This window comes from Calothrix anomala FACHB-343 (assembly GCF_014696435.1).
Lineage (GTDB): Bacteria > Cyanobacteriota > Cyanobacteriia > Cyanobacteriales > Nostocaceae > Aulosira > Aulosira anomala_A.
Window position 1 is genome coordinate 114,221 of the sequence record NZ_JACJQG010000004.1, and the last position, 19,607, is coordinate 133,827.

The window sequence follows — 19,607 nt, forward strand, 5'->3', positions numbered from 1 at the left end:
GTTGTCAGTTGTTATTTCCCTAACTCCAAGACATCGGCTATAACATTGCGATCGCCTATTAACCTATTCTTAGCCGGAGAGTCATACACTACTAACAATGAAGGTTTACCAGACACATCATTAAATAGAGTCATACCTTCTGCATGATCTTCCCGCTTTCCATAGGGAACATCTTGGACAAACTCTGGGTAACTCAGAGTATTTTCTGCTGAATTCACACCCACTTGCCAACGGTAAATTTGTACTGGCCCGTCTAAATCCATCGTCGGCCCGGCTAAAATCAGCACATCCTCGTTATCTAGACACAAATCGCGAATTCCTAGACCATTTAACCAGAGAAAGTGTTTTTTATATCCTTTTTTTTGTTCATCAATTGGCTTTAATGTCATCAGTCCCAGGTGAGAATTTTCTAATTCTATTTCTAGAATTACAGCCCAACCACGCAACACTGGGCCTCGCAAACCTAGAAAAATGCGATTTTGATAAATACTAAGTCCTTCAATATCAAAGCCATTATCTTTTCCCGGAATTGCTGCTTGAATATAAAAGCCTAAATGGGGATCGTTTGCTAAGGCTGTCATGAGCAAATTACCCTCATTAGTTAGCTCTAGTTTAGCAGCGCTTAATTGCTCATTTGGTTTATCTGGATGGGGACAAGTTGAGAATAATTCTCCATTTATTAAGGGAATTCTACCTAAGATGTAGCGGTTAGGTTCTGATGTAATTGTTGCTAATCTTTCAATATTTATGATATCCGTATATTTGCTTTTAGGTTTTTGGCGTTTGTAGCTATGAGAACCAACAAACCATAAGTAGTAATCTGCATAAGCTAGTCCTTCAATATCAATTTCTGCGCTTTCTGGTGCTGGTAAATCAATATATTCTGCTATGTGGAATTGTTTGTGGTCGCCAAACTTGTTACTTTCAATAAGCGAGAGTCTTTCTAAAGATGAGCTTTCATCCGAGCCTAACCATAGATGCTGCTGTGCAGTTAGCGCGATCGCGCTCAAGTCTTTTCTGTGTTTAGCAAAACTCTCGAGGAAGGTTAAATATACTGGTTCTAAAAATGTTTTGTTATACATTTGACACGATGGTTTGCACAGTAGATTGAGAATAATTTTATTTGTATTGTAATTTACACCAAATCTAGCTGTGGAGATAGAAACAATCCCACCTTTGGTATTACTGCTATTTGTGTCAACTATAGTTAATATAAAATTAGCGATCGCATATCATAACTGATGCTTGGGAAAAATCAGAATTTTGATGAAAATTTGAGTTAAAAAACATCAAAAGTTACCTATGCAAATCTTTACCGAATGTTATGATGCAGTAATCAGATTGCGTATTAGGATTGGTGTAAGTGATGGAATTAGCAACAAATACTCCAGTGCAAACTCTCGGAGACTATGCATACGAGGCTGTACAAAAACATTATAAGAAAATTCTCAAGTGGGAAAAATCAGTCAAGAAAGATGAAGATCCCGAAGCATTGCACCAAATGCGCGTAGGGATGCGGAGACTGCGTACTGCTGTCAGTAGATTTGCGATCGCTTTAGATTTAGCCAAGCCTGTTAGTGATAAAAATATCGGTAAAATTGCTCGAAAGCTGGGTAGCTTAAGAGACTTAGACGTACTCAAAGAAAATTTAGAAAAAGACTATAAACCACGGTTATCTCATAAAGAACAGACATATTTACATACAGCATTTGATGCGATCGCTAAACAACGCGAACAAGCATTATCTTTAGTTCTGACAACCTTAAAGGATGAAGCTTACAAGTCTTTCAAGCAATCAATGGAAGATTGGTTAGAAAAACCCATATATAAAGATTTAGCTGATATTAGTATTGGACAAGTTTTACCAGATTTACTATTACCAGAAGTGAGTGAATTTCTCTTGCATCCTGGTTGGTTGATAGGAACTGAATTTGTAGACTCACAGTTAAAAGTTCATCAAAATTGGGAAGCAGAAAAGATAGAACAACAATTAACCAAAGAAGGCGAAACACTACATGATTTGCGCAAACAAGCAAAACGTGTACGCTATCAAATGGAACTCTTTGGTGATTTATATAGCGAGTCTTACGCCGCTTACATAGCAGATGTAAAAAGTATCCAAGATATTTTGGGTTCGATGCAAGACAGCGTCGTGTTAACTGAGTGGCTAGAGAATGTCTTTAAGTCAGACATGCACAGTCATTTGCATGGACTGACTAAATTATTAGCAGATAATCGCTATCAATTATGGCAGCGTTGGCAACCATTGCAAGAACGATATTTAAAAATCGAAACCAGACATGGTTTTCATTTAACAGTATTACATCCCAAAGAATCTGGTTTTTCTCATGCAGATGAAACTAACGCCCAGAAAGTTGGATAGGTGCTTCTAGGGATAAAACGTAAACACTGCTTTGGGGAATCTGGACAATTCTGGTATTTTCTGCGGAACGCAAACCGGAAACTAAGCCAATAGCGCTTCCCAGCATTGCACCTCTATCAAATTGTTCCGGATCGCCATTGCTAATAAAGCCTAAAGTACTGCCAGTAATTCTACCCCAAACAGAACCATTTTCTACAGCTTTATCATTAGCTCGTTTTTGGGTAATAGTAGTACCAGGAATCATTTGACTCGATGCTTTAATCGAGACAATTCGCCCATTAATTACTAAGGATTGGGCGATAATTTTCGCACCGCCATCAGTCGGTTTTAAAACAATAGTTACCGGAGTATTTTCTGGTGCTACAACATTACCTTGAGCATCTTTAATTGCACTGGCTAAAGGAAGTGTCAAAGGATAATCTTTCTTTTGCCCCACATCAACAGTTACAGGGGCAGGAAAGGAGACAATAATAGCTGTATCTTGAGGGATAGTAATCTCTTGAGAAATTGCTTGGGGTTGAGGTGCTACGCTAGGAACTTGTTGCGCCATAGCTGGAACTGTAACAGCACCTAATAAAGATAGAGAACAAGCAAGATTTAAGAGAATTTGAGTTTTCATTGTCGTTTTCCTGTTGATATGAGTTATGTTGGCGAGGTTTTAACCCCTTCACTCCATCAATAGGTTTGCGATCGCAATTTTATGCAGACTGATTATACACCTGAGTTATTAAGTTTTGTAAATCTTCAATTGTCTCAGATGCGATCGCGCCTCGAAAAATCGCTGTTAAGCTATCCAAATCAGCAATTTGGTTAATTTGTGACATTAATTGTAATCCCTCATTACCAAATTTCATTTCCAGCGTCATTTGAAGATTTGCTAGCGTTTGTTCCCTTTTACCCCGTTGTTCGCCTCGTTGTTCCCCACGGATTTCACCTTCGCGCAAAATTTCTTGATACCAGGGTGACTCGCGCAATACTGTCATATCCCACCTCATAATTTGTTTAACTAAAGCGCTATCTATTACAAAAGTAGCAAAAAATGCTAAAACCGTTTCCAGTTGGTTTAATTGTTCATCCGCTTGCAATAAACGTAAGGCTTCTCTAATTTTAGATTCGTCTTCACCACCTTGAAGAATTGGTACAAAAGGCAGTAAAGATGGTACAGGTTGTTCAAAAGCGATATTAGCATCAACTTCCCACAAGTTAATTACGCGGTAATCTTGATAGGCTGCTATCCCTGCAATATTCGATTCATATCTTGTAGGAATCTCTGTATTACTCGTTTTCAGAATATTAATTAATACAGGATAAGTTGGTAGATTATATTTTTCTTCAGCTAATCCCGCATAAGCACGCATTCTTTTTGGCATTTCTGGTTTGTAGCGCAATTGTAATTCATTGAGAACCAGAAATTGTCCATACTGGGGACTTTCAACGCGGATGAGTACATCACTTTCACGACTAATCCATTGAAATTCTGAATTGAGGATTTCATCTGCTATTAAATCAGGTATCTGCGTTACCCACTTTACCCAATTATTTGGAGCCAAAATAATTAACTTTTTAGTGCTAATATCAGCCGATTTAGACATATAAAAATCTAGATTTACCCATGCATAAAATTTATCATACTTGATTCCTAATAATTAATTACGAATTACGAATTACGAATTACGAATTACGAATTACGAATTATAAATAATATTTAGCAGCTTCCGACATTTTGAAATGTAATAAATTTTCATTGCCTAGTTCTTGAACTACTTCAGGTTTACATGACAATTTACCCAAGGCATTCATAACTTCTAATGCTATAGATTTAGCTAAAAGTGGCGGTACAGAGTTACCAACTTGACGAAATCCATGCCATTTAGTCACGTGAAATCTAAACCAATCGGGATAAGAATGTAACCGTGCTGCTTCTCTGACTGTGATACATCTAGGTGTAAAAGGATGAATTGGGCGAGGCGAAGTAAACGAACCGCGATACATATCTGTACCTGCTCTTAAAGTATTACAAACACCAGCCGGATGCAATTTATGAAATCGACTAATTGGTTCTCTTTCACCTTGAACTGTCGCAGCAAAACGTTCTCTAGTCGCATCTGAATGCTTGGTACGGAAGCTAGAAGAAAGAATTCGCGAATCAAATCTACGCGGGTAGGAATAATCATTATCTAAAGTCTGAATACCGCGCAGTATGAGAGCATAATTACTTGGTTTACCATATTCTGCTTCTACCCAATCTCTTAGCAGTAACTCAGGATATTGTTCTACTTCTGGGATATCGCCAATTGCATCCCAAACTGTTGGACTTATGGGTAATACAGATGATTTTTTCTTTGATGATGTATGAGGTTTAGCTATTTGCGTCAGCCGTTGGGGATATTTTGGTAATAATACATCTTCCCTGGCACCTAACAGAAATAATCTTTCTCTCGCCTGTGGTACTCCATAATGAGCAGCGTTCAGAATTTGGTAATTTTCTGCTACTTGATAACCTTTAAGTTGGAATTCAGTAATCAAATTTTGCAGAATTTGTTTATGTTCGCCGATGGTAATACCTCGGACATTCTCCATCACAAAAAATTTTGGTTGTAATTCCAAAACTAAGCGATAAAAATGAAATACTAAAGAGTTGCGCGGGTCATCAAAAAGCCGTTTCCCAATAATAGAAAAACCTTGACAAGGACTCCCGCAGATGACAACATCAATTTCTCGATCGCCAATTTGCGATCGCTTTCTAATCTCTTCCCCGGTAGTATCCACTACACTTTGGCATAACACCGTCCAAAAGGGAAAATTATATTCGTGAATTGCACAATGAATCGGATCAATTTCCACCGCCGCTAATACATCAAACCCCGCTTGTTCAAAGCCAAGAGTCATCCCACCTGCACCTGCGAACAAATCAACTGCAATGGGTCGTTGGCTAATGCTGAGTTCTGAATTTTTCTTTCTCAGTCTCATTTATAATTTAGACTTTGACCTATAAAATCTGTTGCGGTGCGTAAACCAGCGATAACACGGAAATTATAATTTAAAGCAACATATTATATCACATCTCACCCAAAAAATTAATAATTTAGAGATGACCCTTGTACAGACGCGATGAATCGCGTCTCTAGCAAATGACAAATGACCAGGTTGTGATACGCTAACTGCGAGACAAAGCTATTAGGTACTGAAGATGACTAAACTGCGGGTAGGTTTGCTGTTTGGCGGTCGTTCTGGAGAACATGAGGTTTCAATTAGTTCAGCCAGAGCGATCGCAAAAGCTTTGAGTGCAGATACAAATGCTAGTAAATATGATATTCTGCCATTTTACATCCAAAAAGATGGTTTTTGGCAAGCAGGAGAAATTGCGCAACAAGTTTTAGACTCTGGCGCTGTTTATCAAAGTTCTGTTACCTCTCCGAATCTTTGGCAATTTCCTCCCCAAACACAAGAAGTAGATTTATGGTTTCCCATTCTCCACGGGCCGAATGGGGAAGATGGGACAATTCAAGGGTTACTCAGTCTCATGCAAGTTCCTTTTGTCGGTTCTGGGGTGTTGGGTTCAGCTACGGGGATGGATAAAATTGGTATGAAAATTGCCTTTGCTCAAGCTGGACTACCCCAAGTCAAATACAAAGCAGTCACGAGAGCGCAAATTTGGTCAAATCCTTGTGTATTTCCCAAATTATGCGATGAAATTGAAGCGGAACTCGGTTATCCCTCCTTTGTCAAACCCGCAAACTTAGGTTCATCGGTAGGAATTGCCAAAGTGCGATCGCGCCAAGAATTAGAAGCGGCGTTAGATAATGCAGCTAGTTACGATCGCCGGATTATAGTGGAAGCTGGAGTTGTCGCCAGAGAAGTAGAATGTGCGGTTTTAGGTAACGATCAACCCCAAGCCTCGGTTATTGGCGAAATTACTTATAATAGCGATTTTTACGATTACGAAACAAAATATACTCAAGGACTAGCAGATTTACTGATACCTGCTGTTTTACCAGAAGCGATCGCTAGTCAAATCCAAGACATGGCATTAAAAGCCTTTGCTGCTGTAGATGCTGCTGGACTTTCCAGAGTAGATTTCTTTTACGTAGAAGCCACAGGAGAAGTGTTGATTAATGAAATCAATACCCTACCGGGATTTACCGCAACTAGTATGTATCCTCAACTTTGGGCACACAGTGGAATCTCTTTCCCGGAATTAGTCGATAAATTAATCCAACTAGCTATAGAGAGAGATGCTACAGCCGCAGGAAAGAGTTAGCCGCAGCCATGCAGTTAATAAACAGTTTTAGAGGCAACAAAAATCAGATTTTTGGGCAAAGTTTGCAGATTTAGTAGCTTAAACTGCAAACAAAAGTTACTTCATTACAAAATCTGACTACGGATACATGATACTTGCTTCCTCCAGTATGATCTTGGATCTAGAGGGGTACAAATCTGAAAGTAATCTATGGAAAAAAGTCAGACTGTACAGCACGAGCCAACCCAACCTACTGGGGTCACTCCAGAGCTGACAAACAGTAAATCGAGAACCATCCGTAGCTCGCAATTTCTGATACATCTGCTCACGCGCCATCCTTGGCTGTTGTTGATTGGGTTATCAGCAATATTTGTTGCAAGTGCTGTGCTTGCTTTATATAACCTGGGTTCTGTTGGGAATGTACAACAGCCAGAAGAGATAGAGAAAAATCTAGATGTCGCCACCGTAGCCGAAGCAGTCAATAATACGCCCTCTGAGAACAATAATCCCACACCTTTGTGGATGGTTGCAGCGATCGCTCTCAGCTGTGCTAGTGGATGCTTCATCATTTTGCGCGTCCTCAACCGTCCAGCAAATGGTAAAACAATCCACAAAACAGCTAGACGTTATCCCATCCGCACAGTCCCCAGCAAACCACCAACAGTAGAACCATCACCAGCCAAAAATCCTCCGGTTTTTGTCCCATCCTCATCACTCACTCCCCTAGTTTCCATGCAATCTCAGACAAAACCGCGCATGACAGTTCTACCACCAGAACAAAGCTATCGTCCAGAAAAAAGCAAAGAGTCTTTAGCAGATTTAATGGATATACGTAAGCAGAGTTCTTTGTCTGCAATTTTACGCAACTAATCATTCTGTATAATTCACTGTTTTTTCAATCAGGTTATGGTAATTCCATAGCCTGATTTATTATTTAAGCGAATGTGCTTCTAATATTGCAGTCAACCGTCAACCGTCAACCGTCAACCGTCAACCGTCAACCGTCAACAGTCAACAGTCAACCGTCAACCGTCAACAGTCAACCGTCAACCGTCAACAGCCCTCACAATAGATTGCATTCTAGCGAAAATGCCAAATTGGCAACCCACTGACAGTTAGTAAAATTAAAATAAATTAGATAAACGACTTCAAGGGTATTGTTATCAGGGTCTACCAAGCTCTTAAATCGCAATTAATTATTGATGTATTACTAAGCATGTAAAAGATAGTTTAGTTCTGCAGATAGCCATTCTTTAAACATTTTATCCAAAATTTCTTGATGTCTTTCTGGCGTTAACTCAGCCGGAATAAATTCTTCTACCATAAAAATGTAACTGGCTTGGTCTACAATTAGCGGCCCTAATAAATCTCCTGGCCTAGTACTAAACACAACTGCTGCGATATCTGGCTTCAAATTCCAACGATAAAATTTGCCTTCATAGCCACAATTAATGCGGCGTCGCTCATCAATATCATAAATGTGCGCAGCTTCATAAAAGCTGAGTTCGCCTTCTTCAATTTGATAACAAATTTCTTGAGCTAATTGTATATGTGGGACTACTATCTGATAAAGAATAACTTGATCGTAATCAAGCTGATTTTCAGAAAAATATTTTTCCACATCTCTATTAAATAAACTCTGCGATAATTTTTTACTCAACAAACTATCGCGAATTCCCGCTTCCCAATCATCCGCAACAATTAGCTGATCTGCTAGCCATGCTAAAGTATCGCTGGCTTTGACTAAACGATTTTCATAGCGTAGTCTATCCGCTTCTGTCTGGATTTCTTCAGGAGTTAATGTTATTCCTCTTTCTTGGGCTGCACGATTAATAATTTTTTGGTATAAAATATTATTACATAACTCTTTAACCTGTAAAGTCTTTTTGAGATATTCAATAATCTCTTCGGGAAAAATAATATGGCCTTTGAAGTCAATCATTTTTGTCTGTGTTGTCATTGTTTTAAATGTTGAGTAAGAATTACAAATTTTAAGATATTTAAATTATAAGAATCGCTCACAGCCCCTTGTGCGATCGCTTCTCTACTTAGATTTCCAGCGTCTAAATTGCATAACTACTAATAAAGGCTGTTATCCTGACGATGGATCGTGCAACTTACAGCTATTTTCAGGTAAATAGACCACGCTGTAGGGGCACGGCATTAGTAAAATTATTGTATGTACCAACAGATTGTCGGTGCCGTGCCCCTACGATAGATGTGGTTCAAATAGGTGAAAACTGCTGTAAAAGCAGAATTTATTTGGACATATTAATCCACAGTAGAAATGGTACATTCTACTTGAGAAAATTAGCTTTCACACAGGGCAGATTAATTTATATTTATAGATTAAAGAATTCTGCCAAAAAAAGGTGGTCATTTTGGCGAAAAATATTTTTATTTATCTGGATATACTTACTAGCTGCATCCAAATTGGTGAGAAAAAAATCTCAGGATATGTAGTATCTGTAGGATTGGTATTGCTACGTATATTTGAAAATTTATACCAATACTGCTAACTAAATAGGACTTACGCAGTGTCAGATATTTTTCATGCTTTTTGTCAATGGTCAATAGTCCATAGTCCAAAAACCTGAATTTTGACCATTGACTTTTGACTTTTGACCAGCCTTGTCAGGATTTTTGTGTTCGGTGCGTAAGTCCTAATAAATAGATACCCGACCTTTTGAAAAAGCCGGGGGCTGAACAATATGAAAAATCCTCATTGAGTGAATGAGGATTTGATCGGCTGTCAAAGCTCAAAAGTCTAGCCAGTAGTTGCAGCTATTTTAAAGAGTCGCGAGAATGGGTAATCAGGTTTTGATTAACGGCTTCGGGAAACAACAACAAATTATTACCGCCTTTGAGACTAGCCTGTTTTTTATCAGATGTTTCCAGATAATCTAGGTCATGAATTTTATTTAAACCCTGAGAACCACCTTTGCTAGTGGAGAGGTTAGCTGACAAGCTTCTATTAGTAGTCGAGACAATTGTACTTTGAGGTTGGCTATTTTCTTTAATTAAACGGCTGTAAGTTCTTTGGGGAATAAAGTGCAGGGGATTGTAACCCACAAAACGGAGTAGTAGGACACAAGCCCAAGAATATCTACCTTCAGTAATAGCTTCTATAACTTGATTCAATTGTTCAGAACTAATAGCTTTTTGATAATTTTTTGGTTGAGAGGAAACTTGGTAGCTCATACAATTAACCCTTATTTTACTAGACTACATAGAAGTTTATAAATTGAGTCCGCCTTTTTGTAGCTGCTTAATTGGTTCTAGCAGCATATCTGCAATGCGACGGCGACGGATAATAATCTCCGCACTAGCTGTCTGACCGGGTTTAAATTGGATAGTTTGCTGGCGTGTTTTCACATAATTCCGGTCTAGGGCGATTCCCACCCGGTAGACAGCTCCTAGTTTTTCATCGGGCTGACTATCTGGGGAAATAGAGATCACTTTACCTGTAATCACACCATAATCTTGATAGGGATAAGCATCAAATTTTACTTTGGCGCTGTTTCCTACTTTAATAAAGCCGGCTTCTTGAGTAGGTAATACAGTCTCTAGAATTAATGGTGCATTTTCAGGAGCAACTTCCGCGATTATTTGTCCTGGTTGAACTACTTCTCCACTATTTTTAATATTCAAAGACAGAATCATTCCATTCACCGGAGCAGCTAAAGACAGCTGTTTTAACAGCGCTTTGGACTGTTGCAGAAGTTTTTCTGTCTGCTGCATTTTGGCGTATAACTGAGTTTTTTCTACTTGCAGTTTTTGAATTGTTTGTTGAGTCTGAATTTGGACTGTGTTACCTTCAGCTTGCTTTTGAGCTAGTTGTTCTTGTAGTTGTTGAGCTTCTGCAAGAACTTGGCGTAAGTCTGCTTGTAGTCGCTTGGATTCTGTGAGCGTTTGTTGGCTTTCTCCTATTTGTTGGGTAATAGTTCGTTGGCGATCGCCTAGATTTTGCTGTGCTTGAAATATTTGGTCTTTGGAGATTGCGCCTTGGTCTGCTAAAGATTTTAACCGTTCTAATCTTTCCTGTTCCGCACTAGCAGCCACATTTAGCTGGGCTACAAGTGATTTGTTAATTTCGGCTCTTTGTTGTCCTTGGGCGATCGCTACTTTTTGACTCTCAATTTTCGCTTGAGCTTGATTAATAACTGCTTCTTGCGCTTTGATTTCTGCATTATTAATCGCTAGACGGGTTTTCGCTTCTAATTGAGTTTTGTCTATTAAAACTTGGGTTTGAATTAATTGTGTTTTATAAGAGGCAATTTCTTGGGCTAACCGCTCAACTTCATTGACAGCAATTTCGCGGTCAAGTTGTGCTATTACCTGTCCTCTGATTACCGTATCCCCTTCTTTGACATCCAGACGCGCTACTTTCCCAGAGACAACTGTATTGATTTTATATGGCTTTCCTTGGGGGACTAATCTACCAGAAGCTTTACCCACTTCGTCAATTTGTCCCACTGTCGCCCAAACCATAACAGATATCCCAAACAGAATTCCCGCCAGCAGTATGTGATAGGGAAGAGCAGAGGGTGGATCGTCTAAAACTGTTTGTAAAGAAGCAGACCAATCACCTGATTTAGGTGGAACAGCCTGGGGAGTTGCTGGGGAAAAATCATCTGGGAAATTATGGCGCTGCTCCGTCGCTACCTCCGCAGAAGCAGCTGTCCCTCCATAAAGGTAGGCTGTTTCTTCGGCTAAATCTAGTAGTTGGTCATCTGCATCAAGAGATTTTTTCTTGATCGCTGATGATTCTACATGTCGAGCAACTAGGGATTTTAAAGGTTGTTTCATGGAAGCTCTCTACCATTGAAACTTCTCTCATTTAGCTACTTTTGCTCAGAAAATAGCTGTAATCAAGATGATTTTTTACCTGTAAGTAATTCAGGTTAAATGGAAATTATCTCAACATTATTGCTTGTTAAAGCTATCTTGCATGTCCAGCTATAAATCTACTACATCATCATAGGTTAGGGATAATAATTTATCTAAACACTTGGTTGTTCAAGTCTCCATATTCATCAACTTAGCTGGCTAAATTTTCAGTAATTACTACTTCTTATATCCATGCATAATGATTTATGGAGACTCTATGACTCATTATGTATGTACATAATTATATGATACTCTTTCTTACGAATGATGTTAGCCAAATTGGCTAGTTTTTTGACAGAAAAATGTAATCATCGGCACAATAATGGATTAAATTGATGTAATCGCTTATTTTTTCATGAAATCTTCACATTTATCAGGTTATATCCTTGATTTAGCCCAAATACTAGTATGTTTCCTTTCTGAGATAAACCTGAATTTTGCGTGATTTAATCACCTAAACTAAACAATAACAATTATTTAATTAAATTATTTTGCAGAATTAATCATTCATAACTCCCCTCATTTTTTAAGTTTTTCTCAGAAAAGTTGATGTTAATCACAGCCGTTTGTCAATCCATAGTTCATAAAAATCATTGAAAATCTTGGGCGGTTAACAAGTCCTGATTTGCATAGAGAAAACTTTGGCTATGCATCAATTTACCTAAATAAATTGATATTAAACATCTATTTGCTGTTGAGCTAGATGATAGTAAAGACCTTTACTGGCAATTAGTTGATCGTGGGAACCTTGCTCAACAATTACACCGCGATCTAATACGAGAATATTATCGGCATTTCTGACGGTAGAAAGACGATGGGCGATGATAAAGGTAGTGCGATCGCGGCTGATGTATTGTAAATTTCTTTGAAAGCGGCGTTCGGATTCGGTATCGAGGGAACTAGTAGCTTCATCTAAAATCAGAATCCGGGGATTAGGTAATAAAGCGCGAGCGATCGCAATTCGCTGTCTTTGTCCCCCAGAAAGATTAGAACCCCGCTCCCCTACTTTGGTACTGTATCCCAAGGGCAAACTTTGGATGAAAGCGTGAGCTTCTGCGAGTTTACTCACTTCTACCACCCCTTCTAAGTTATATTCTTCCCGATATAAAGAAATATTCTCGAAAATCGTGCCTGAAAATAAAAAGCACTCTTGGGGAACTACACCCAATTGACGGCGTAAAGATTGGGGCGAAACATGGCGAATATCATGTCCATCAATCCAAATTTTTCCTGTAGTCGGATGGTATAAACCCTGTAATAAACTCACCAAAGTACTCTTACCAGAACCACTACGACCGACAATGGCTATTGTTTGACCTGGATGAGCTTCAAAGGAAATATTTTGCAGAATATTGCGATCGTCGTCAGCATTGTAACGAAAGGTGACATTTTCAAACTGCACATCGCCTCGGAGTTTGGGCAATACCATCAAAGATTTTTCCGTAGTTTCTTCTGGTTCGGTATTAAAAATATCATCTAACCTTTCTACAGAAACCATGACTTCCTGCAATTCATCCCACAAACCCACCAAGGACATCACCGGGCCTACCACGTTACCAATCAACATATTAAAGGCGACTAATTGCCCAATCGTCAGTTGGTCTTGAATAACTAGTGTAGCAGAATACCAGAGCAATGCCGTACTACCGAGAGCATTAATTAATTCACTAACCACACCTAAGCCAATGCCCAATTTATAACCGCGAAATTGAGCATTAATTGTACTGGTGAGATTGTCTTCCCATCGCCAGCGTAACTCGTGTTCGGCGGCTGCGGCTTTAACTGTAGCCACCCCTGTGAGCATTTCTACTAGGGTAGAACTTTGTTTGGCAGCTTCATTAAAAATTTCTCGCGACACTTGGCGCAGCATCGGACTAGCAAACACGGTCAAGAGGATTAAGGGTAATAGTATTGACAGCACCAATAAGGTTAAATGCCAGTTGTAATATGCCATCAAACCTACATAGACTACTGCTGTTAACACATCTAACCAAGCACCAATCGCTTGACGAGTCAGGAAAGATTGAATTTTCTCGTTTTCTTGAACTCTGGTGAGGATATCGCCGACATGACGGGAGGCGAAAAACTGCAAGGGTAAGTTTAAAGCATGGCGGATAAATCCACTCACGAGGGTTAAGTCTACGCGATTGGAAAAGTTGACTAGCATGTATTGGCGCATACTTCCCAAAGCAATCCGCCAAACATTAAACACTAACAACCCCACCGCCATGACTTGCAAGGTGCTTAAACTTTTATGAACTACGACTTGATCGAGAATAATCTGTGTAAATAAAGGCGTTACCAGACCAAATACTTGCAAAAGTATAGAGGAAGCAATGATGGGGATGAGCATTTTGCTATAGGGCAAAAATGCACCCCAAAATCTGCCTAAAGAGGGTTTACTATTGGGTGTTTGTTTTAACGCAGGTGTGGGGGTTAATAAGAGTGCGTATCCCGTCCAGTTAGCTTGAAATTCCTTCAGACTCAGCTTGCGCCGTCCCACTCCCGGATCGGAGACTATGACATGATTTTTTTTGACTTTGTAAACAACTATATAGTGGTCTCCTTGCCAATGTGCAATCCAAGGATGTTGGCGATCGCTGAGGCGATTAAAACTGGCGCGTACTGGTCGAGCTTGATAGCCTAAGGTTTCAGCAGCTGCGGCTAGGCTTTTCAGGGAGGCTCCCCCGCGTCCCACATTGGCTAAATTCCGCAGGATGTTAATAGTAAATTTTTTCCCCCAATATTGGGAAATCATCGCCAAGCAAGCTGCACCACAATCAGATGTACTCTGCTGTTGAATGAAAGGATAGCGTTTACCAAACCAAGGACGGCGGTATTTATGGGGATGGGGAAAGGGTATAGATTGAGAGTTGGGTTGGAGGGTGGGAGCTGGTTGTTCGGTTTGTACCTTGGGTGTTGGTTGCTCAAACAATAATGTCGGGGCGATCCGGCGAGGGCGATGGGGCGAGGCTCCATTGAGATCTGCATCAGCGATGGTGGGAACGATGGCGATCGCTGCTTCCCAATGCTCTATGGGTAGTTTATAAGCTACTAAATCGGTTTGTGCTATCCAATCATCGGGGATTTCTTGGGGATATCCCCAACTGTCGCCTATTCCGATTGCTGGTTGTGATGGGTTGTTTTGACTGTGAATCTCACCACTACGTAAAAAGAAGCGTCCGCTATTGGCTGGGGTTGCTTGGGCTAGTACAGAACCTGCGGGGATGTTGATTTGTTGTAAGTAGGGTAAAAATTCTTTCAGGGTATGACTGGAAAGTGATGTCTGACGCCCAGTTCCTTTTTTGAGGCTAGATTGTTGTTGGCGCAGATCCTCCTTGATAACGGAACTTCCGCGCTGTTTTTGCAAATCGACTGTAGTTTTAAAGAACAGCAACATTTGCCGGGTAGCTGTGGTGCGTTGCAGGTAATCTGGGAGTTGGGGAAGTTGGGCGCACCATGTTTGCAACTTAGCTGTAGAGATAAACGCGATCGCACCTGTACTGGCAGCGATCGCTTTGTAACCTAAAGGGCGATCGCCAAATAACTCATCCGTACCAAAGCTATCTCCTGCTTCTAGCAATGCAGATGCTACTTCTCGTTGTGCCGCAACATCAAACCCAACTAATCGCACTCGACCTGCACAGACTATGTAAAAACCCTGGTGATTTTGTTCAGATTGAACAGATTGGTCTTCACTTGGGAATGTATTATATCTGACAATCTCCTGTCCCAAGGAAAAAGCGTTAATTTCAAATGCTTGACTAAAATTCGTGACTACGTTTTTATTTTCCGAGAGTATATTGAGTAATATCTCTTCTAGAAGTTGATGCGAGTTGCTTTGTGTGTCACCGATACCTGCTTCGACTTCTAATATCTTCTTCATAAAATACCCATACCCAACAGAATTTTAAAAAAATTTTTCTTTTTATATACAATGCTTGTTAATTTGTCAGCAGACAAAATTGGGGAATTATTCACTAGCAGTGTCATCCATATATCAATTGATAGTTATTTAGATAATTGATTGATAACTGAACTGCTAACAAAAATCCCTAAATTATCAATGAAAAAGCGCGATAAAAGTTACGTCAGCAAAAATTCTGCTTGAGACAAATTTACTCAATGCTTTGACAAAATTCACAACTTGGAAGTCATACATTGACGGAGACGAATTCATTAGGCGATCGCTCAACTGACGCAAAAAGAATATTATTTGCAGTTACTATTAACAACTTTTATCCTCAAAATCAGGACTAGAGCCGCTAACTACAAAGAAAAAACTGTAACTTTTTCTCACAATTGCGTCAGTCTTCTAGGAATTCACCTGTGAAAGACTAGTAACCTGTCTTAAAAAAGCAATTAAGACAGCTTGCACCTCGTCGATATAGGTACTTTGCAGTTGTAAACAATGTATTTACAAGATAGTTTCGGATACATAAGATGCCACCTGGGAAAAATTAGCTAGCCGAGTCGAAGGGGTTTAAATATAATGCTGCTGTTTAGGCTTCTACGTACACATACACAAGAATACTACGCATTTCATAGTTGCTTTGTCAAGAAATGGCAACTTGAAAAAGCCCGCTTATACGTTATTTACGGAATTCTTCACCATATCCTTAAAAAGTAAGTGCTATTTATAAAATTTTGGTAAAAGTCAGACCAAGCTAAATTCAGTAAATTGGATTTAACTGTATTATTTGCAACGTTTATTTATTCAGTATAAAAACTATAAAATAAAGTTAAGTATTGATTAATCTCAAGTTAAGAACATTATAAATAATTATGTAACTGCAAGTATAAGTCATATTAGCAAAGGATTTGAGCCGAATTTATTATTCCTTACCTATTTGTCTGTGTTTGTACTTTTCTATTTATATGTCTGCAATATCTACCTTAAGGATGAGGGCTTAAAAGGATATATATGGTATGCAATCTAATTAAACAGAGTTTTACAGCCGTAATCCAGAATTAGCGATCGCCTGGTGCTGAACTTTGATGAGTTGCTAGATTCCCTCGTTGATATCTTGCACTTACACCCTTAGGACTTACGCACCGAACACAAAAACCCTCACAAGGGTAGTCAAAAGTCAAAAGTCAATGGCCAAAATTCAGATTTTTGGACTATGGACTATTGACCATTGACAAAAAGCATAAAAAATATCTGACACTGCTTAAGTCCTAGGGAGCATCCCAATTTTGACGCAATACCCTAGAAGGGTATTGCTATACCAACAAAGCCTGCCTTCGCAGGCTATCAAACTTTTAGCCTGCGAAGGCAGGCTTCGTATTTCTAGCCCCACCCTTATAGGGTGAGGGCGTTTTTGCACATTTGGGATGCTCCCAAGTCCTAACCCTAGAAAAGCGAGGCTATACAAACAAAGCTTGCTTACCCAGACTAATAAACTTAGTTTATTAAAAAAATATTAACTCAATATCAATACTTGAGTGCCAGATCTGAGCGCGAAATTTTCAAAACCTCATCCTCTAGCTAGACGAGAAGGGCTTGACTGGTTTTTTAAGATATGAGGGGAAATGCACCTCTACAACCAATATGGCTCAGTTAAGCATAATTTAAGGATAATTTCAGGTTTTTGGCGCTAACTGAACCGTATTACCGCTGAGGAGACAACTAATGAGGTCGTGACCTACTGAGATTACTAGGGCTGAGTCATGTATGAACTAGTTCAAGCTGCCTGCAACAGTGATGATAAAATTGCTCTGCAAGAGCTAATTTTGGCACTTAGAGCCACTGGGAAGCCTTACTTCCTCAGAAATGAGATTTTACAAATCTTTGCTGAATATTGCCAGCAATCCCATCGCCCTATATACTTTTATCATGCTTCTGCTGTCGGCAAAATCATTAACTACTGTCATGAAATCATCTTAGAAGATGACAGTGCTTGGTTTGTAGTTCGTCCCCGAATTGCGAGTCAGGAAGTGTGGCGATTAACAGCCGAGTGTGATGATTTCCAGCAGATGACACCCCAAGCCATACTAGATGTGAGAGATCGTTTAGTTAATCGCTACCAGCCTCACATTTTAGATATAGATCTGCATCCCTTTTACGCTAATTCACCCACAATCAACGATCCGCGAAACATTGGTCAAGGGTTAAGTTTTCTCAACCGTTATCTATGCACTCAGGTATTGACAGACCCACAATACTGTTTAGAGGTATTATTCCAGGTACTACATAGATTAAATTATGATGGCATTGGCTTGCTAATTAGCGATCGCATTACTTCCGGCGCAGAACTAGCCGCAAGTATGCAGCAAGTACGCAAATTTTTGACTCAGCTACATCCTGACACCCCATACGCAAAATTTCGCGCTGACTTAGCAGAATTCGGCTTTGAGCCAGGTTGGGGTAACACAGCTTCCCGCATCAGCGAAACTTTAGAACTTCTGCAACGCTTAATTGAAAATCCCCAACCAGGACTTTTAGAAGCATTTGTCGCGCGGATTCCTGCTGTTTTTCGTGCCGTCTTAATTTCCGTACATGGTTGGTTAGGACAAGAGGGAGTGCTTGGTAGAGATGAAACCTTAGGCCAAGTTGCCTATGTTCTTGAACAAGCACGGAGTTTAGAGAACCAGCTGCGTCAAGAAATGGAATTAGCTGGTTTGGATCTTTTAGGAATTCAACCCCATGTAGTTGTTCTCACCCGATTAATTCCGAACTGCGAAGGTACATTCTGTAATTTAAGGCGAGAAAAAATAGCTGGGACAGAAAACGCTTGGATATTGCGGGTACCTTTTAGGGAATTTAATCGAGAGATTACCGATAATTGGATTTCTAAATATGAGATTTGGCCTTATTTAGAAACATTTGCTCATGATGCGGAAACAGAAATATTAACAGAATTTTCTGGTAAACCCCATCTATTAATTGGCAATTATACCGATGGTAATTTAGTCGCTTTTCTTTTGGCGAAAAGTCTGAAAGTTACCCATTGTCATATTGCGCATATTTTAGAAAAACCCAAAAATTTATTTAGTAATCTTTACTGGCAAGATTTAGAGGAACAATATCACTTTTCTGCTCAATTCAGTGCCGATTTAATTAATATGAATGCAGCCGACTTTATCGTAACTTCATCCTACCAAGAAATTGTTGGCACGCCAGAAACTGTTGGTCAGTATGAATCATACAAATTTTTTACCATGCCGGAGTTATATCACGTAATTGACGGCATAGATTTATTTAATCATAAATTTAACGTGGTACCGCCGGGAGTAAGTGAAGATATATTTTTCCCCTATAGCCAACCGCAAAACCGAGATTCTCAACTGCAAGCCCAAATTAATGATTTACTTTTTTACCGTCAAGATTCAGATATTTTAGGAGATTTACAGCAGCCAGAAAAACGACCCATTTTAACGATAGCACCGATAATTTCCATTAAAAATTTGACTGGTTTAGCTGAATGTTTCGGTGAAAGTAAAGCCTTACAAGAGCATTGCAATTTATTTATTTTAACTAGTAAGTTGCATACATCAGCAGCCGCCAACCCAGAAGAAGCAGCAGAAATTCAAAAACTGCATGACATTATCAATCGCTACCAGCTTCACGGTCATATTCGTTGGTTGGGAATGCGTCTGTCAAATCAGGAAATTGGCGAAGTCTACCGCCTAGTAGCAGATAAAAAGGGTATTTACGTTCATTTTGCCCGCTTTGAGGCTTTTGGCAGAAGTATTTTAGAAGCGATGATTTCTGGCTTACCAACATTTGCAACTCAATTTGGCGGCGCTTTAGAAATTATTGAAGAACAGGAGCATAAATTTGTATTAAATCCGACAGATTTAACAGGTTCTGCTACTAAAATAGATGATTTTTGTAGTCAGTGCGATACTCATCCCGAATATTGGCAAGAAATTTCCGATTGGGCGATTCAACGAATTCGCAACAAGTACAACTGGAAATTACATAGCAATCAGTTAGTATTGCTAGCGAAAATTTATAGCTTTTGGAATTTCGTCGCCCCAGAAAACACCGAAGCCAGATTGCGTTATATGGACACACTATTCCATTTAATTTATAAACCCAGAGCCGACAGGATTTTAGCAAAGCACATGCATCGTTAGGGAAGGAGA

The 19,607-nt window shown here is 39.5% G+C and carries 13 protein-coding genes; 5 read left to right on the top strand and 8 right to left on the bottom strand.

Annotated elements, in window-relative coordinates; genetic code table 11:
• Nucleotides 1-11: 11 nt before the first annotated feature.
• Nucleotides 12-1,082 (bottom strand): DUF3616 domain-containing protein, encoded by a 1,071-nt coding sequence (locus H6G08_RS03180; RefSeq protein WP_190538843.1) that lies wholly within the window; start codon nucleotides 1,080-1,082, stop codon nucleotides 12-14.
• 284 nt (nucleotides 1,083-1,366) lie between these two features.
• On the opposite strand from H6G08_RS03180, the gene H6G08_RS03185 reads away from it, so the two are divergent.
• Nucleotides 1,367-2,383, top strand: a complete 1,017-nt coding sequence (locus tag H6G08_RS03185) for a CHAD domain-containing protein (RefSeq protein ID WP_190538844.1) — start codon at nucleotides 1,367-1,369, stop codon at nucleotides 2,381-2,383.
• Here the strand turns inward: H6G08_RS03185 and H6G08_RS03190 are convergent.
• The 3 genes from H6G08_RS03190 to H6G08_RS03200 form a co-directional block, all read right to left on the bottom strand.
• Nucleotides 2,361-3,002, bottom strand: coding sequence for a hypothetical protein (locus H6G08_RS03190; RefSeq protein WP_096641898.1), 642 nt, complete (start codon nucleotides 3,000-3,002; stop codon nucleotides 2,361-2,363). The two genes, H6G08_RS03185 and H6G08_RS03190, sit on opposite strands and share 23 nt — an antisense overlap.
• 79 nt (nucleotides 3,003-3,081) lie before the next feature.
• The gene (locus H6G08_RS03195) at nucleotides 3,082-3,975 is read right to left on the bottom strand and encodes an RpnC/YadD family protein (protein WP_190538845.1); all 894 of its coding nucleotides are present in this window, start codon (nucleotides 3,973-3,975) and stop codon (nucleotides 3,082-3,084) included.
• A 100-nt stretch (nucleotides 3,976-4,075) separates the two neighbouring features.
• Complete coding sequence (locus H6G08_RS03200) at nucleotides 4,076-5,353, bottom strand: DNA cytosine methyltransferase (protein WP_190538846.1); 1,278 nt, start codon at nucleotides 5,351-5,353, stop codon at nucleotides 4,076-4,078.
• Between the two features lie 220 nt (nucleotides 5,354-5,573).
• On the opposite strand from H6G08_RS03200, the gene H6G08_RS03205 reads away from it, so the two are divergent.
• The 3 genes from H6G08_RS03205 to H6G08_RS03215 all read left to right on the top strand — a co-directional run bounded on the left by H6G08_RS03205 (nucleotide 5,574) and on the right by H6G08_RS03215 (nucleotide 7,735).
• On the top strand, nucleotides 5,574-6,644 hold the full coding sequence (locus H6G08_RS03205; RefSeq protein WP_190538847.1) for a D-alanine--D-alanine ligase family protein: 1,071 nt from the start codon (nucleotides 5,574-5,576) through the stop codon (nucleotides 6,642-6,644).
• 189 nt (nucleotides 6,645-6,833) lie between these two features.
• Nucleotides 6,834-7,493: a hypothetical protein gene (locus tag H6G08_RS03210; RefSeq protein WP_190538848.1), complete on the top strand. Its 660-nt coding sequence runs from the start codon at nucleotides 6,834-6,836 to the stop codon at nucleotides 7,491-7,493.
• A 74-nt stretch (nucleotides 7,494-7,567) separates the two neighbouring features.
• Nucleotides 7,568-7,735, top strand: coding sequence for a hypothetical protein (locus H6G08_RS03215; RefSeq protein ID WP_190538849.1), 168 nt, complete (start codon nucleotides 7,568-7,570; stop codon nucleotides 7,733-7,735).
• Between the two features lie 98 nt (nucleotides 7,736-7,833).
• On the opposite strand, the gene H6G08_RS03220 is transcribed toward H6G08_RS03215, so the two are convergent.
• The 4 genes from H6G08_RS03220 to H6G08_RS03235 form a co-directional block, all read right to left on the bottom strand.
• Nucleotides 7,834-8,565, bottom strand: coding sequence for a peptidylprolyl isomerase (locus H6G08_RS03220; protein ID WP_190538909.1), 732 nt, complete (start codon nucleotides 8,563-8,565; stop codon nucleotides 7,834-7,836).
• An 842-nt stretch (nucleotides 8,566-9,407) separates the two neighbouring features.
• Complete coding sequence (locus H6G08_RS03225) at nucleotides 9,408-9,824, bottom strand: HetP family heterocyst commitment protein (RefSeq protein ID WP_190538850.1); 417 nt, start codon at nucleotides 9,822-9,824, stop codon at nucleotides 9,408-9,410.
• Between the two features lie 36 nt (nucleotides 9,825-9,860).
• Nucleotides 9,861-11,432, bottom strand: coding sequence for a beta-barrel domain-containing protein (locus tag H6G08_RS03230; RefSeq protein ID WP_190538851.1), 1,572 nt, complete (start codon nucleotides 11,430-11,432; stop codon nucleotides 9,861-9,863).
• 757 nt (nucleotides 11,433-12,189) lie between these two features.
• Nucleotides 12,190-15,399, bottom strand: a complete 3,210-nt coding sequence (locus tag H6G08_RS03235; RefSeq protein WP_190538852.1) for a peptidase domain-containing ABC transporter — start codon at nucleotides 15,397-15,399, stop codon at nucleotides 12,190-12,192.
• A gap of 1,787 nt (nucleotides 15,400-17,186) precedes the next feature.
• Between H6G08_RS03235 and H6G08_RS03240 the strand changes: the two genes are divergently transcribed.
• Nucleotides 17,187-19,598: a sucrose synthase gene (locus H6G08_RS03240; RefSeq protein ID WP_190538853.1), complete on the top strand. Its 2,412-nt coding sequence runs from the start codon at nucleotides 17,187-17,189 to the stop codon at nucleotides 19,596-19,598.
• Nucleotides 19,599-19,607: the final 9 nt, after the last annotated feature.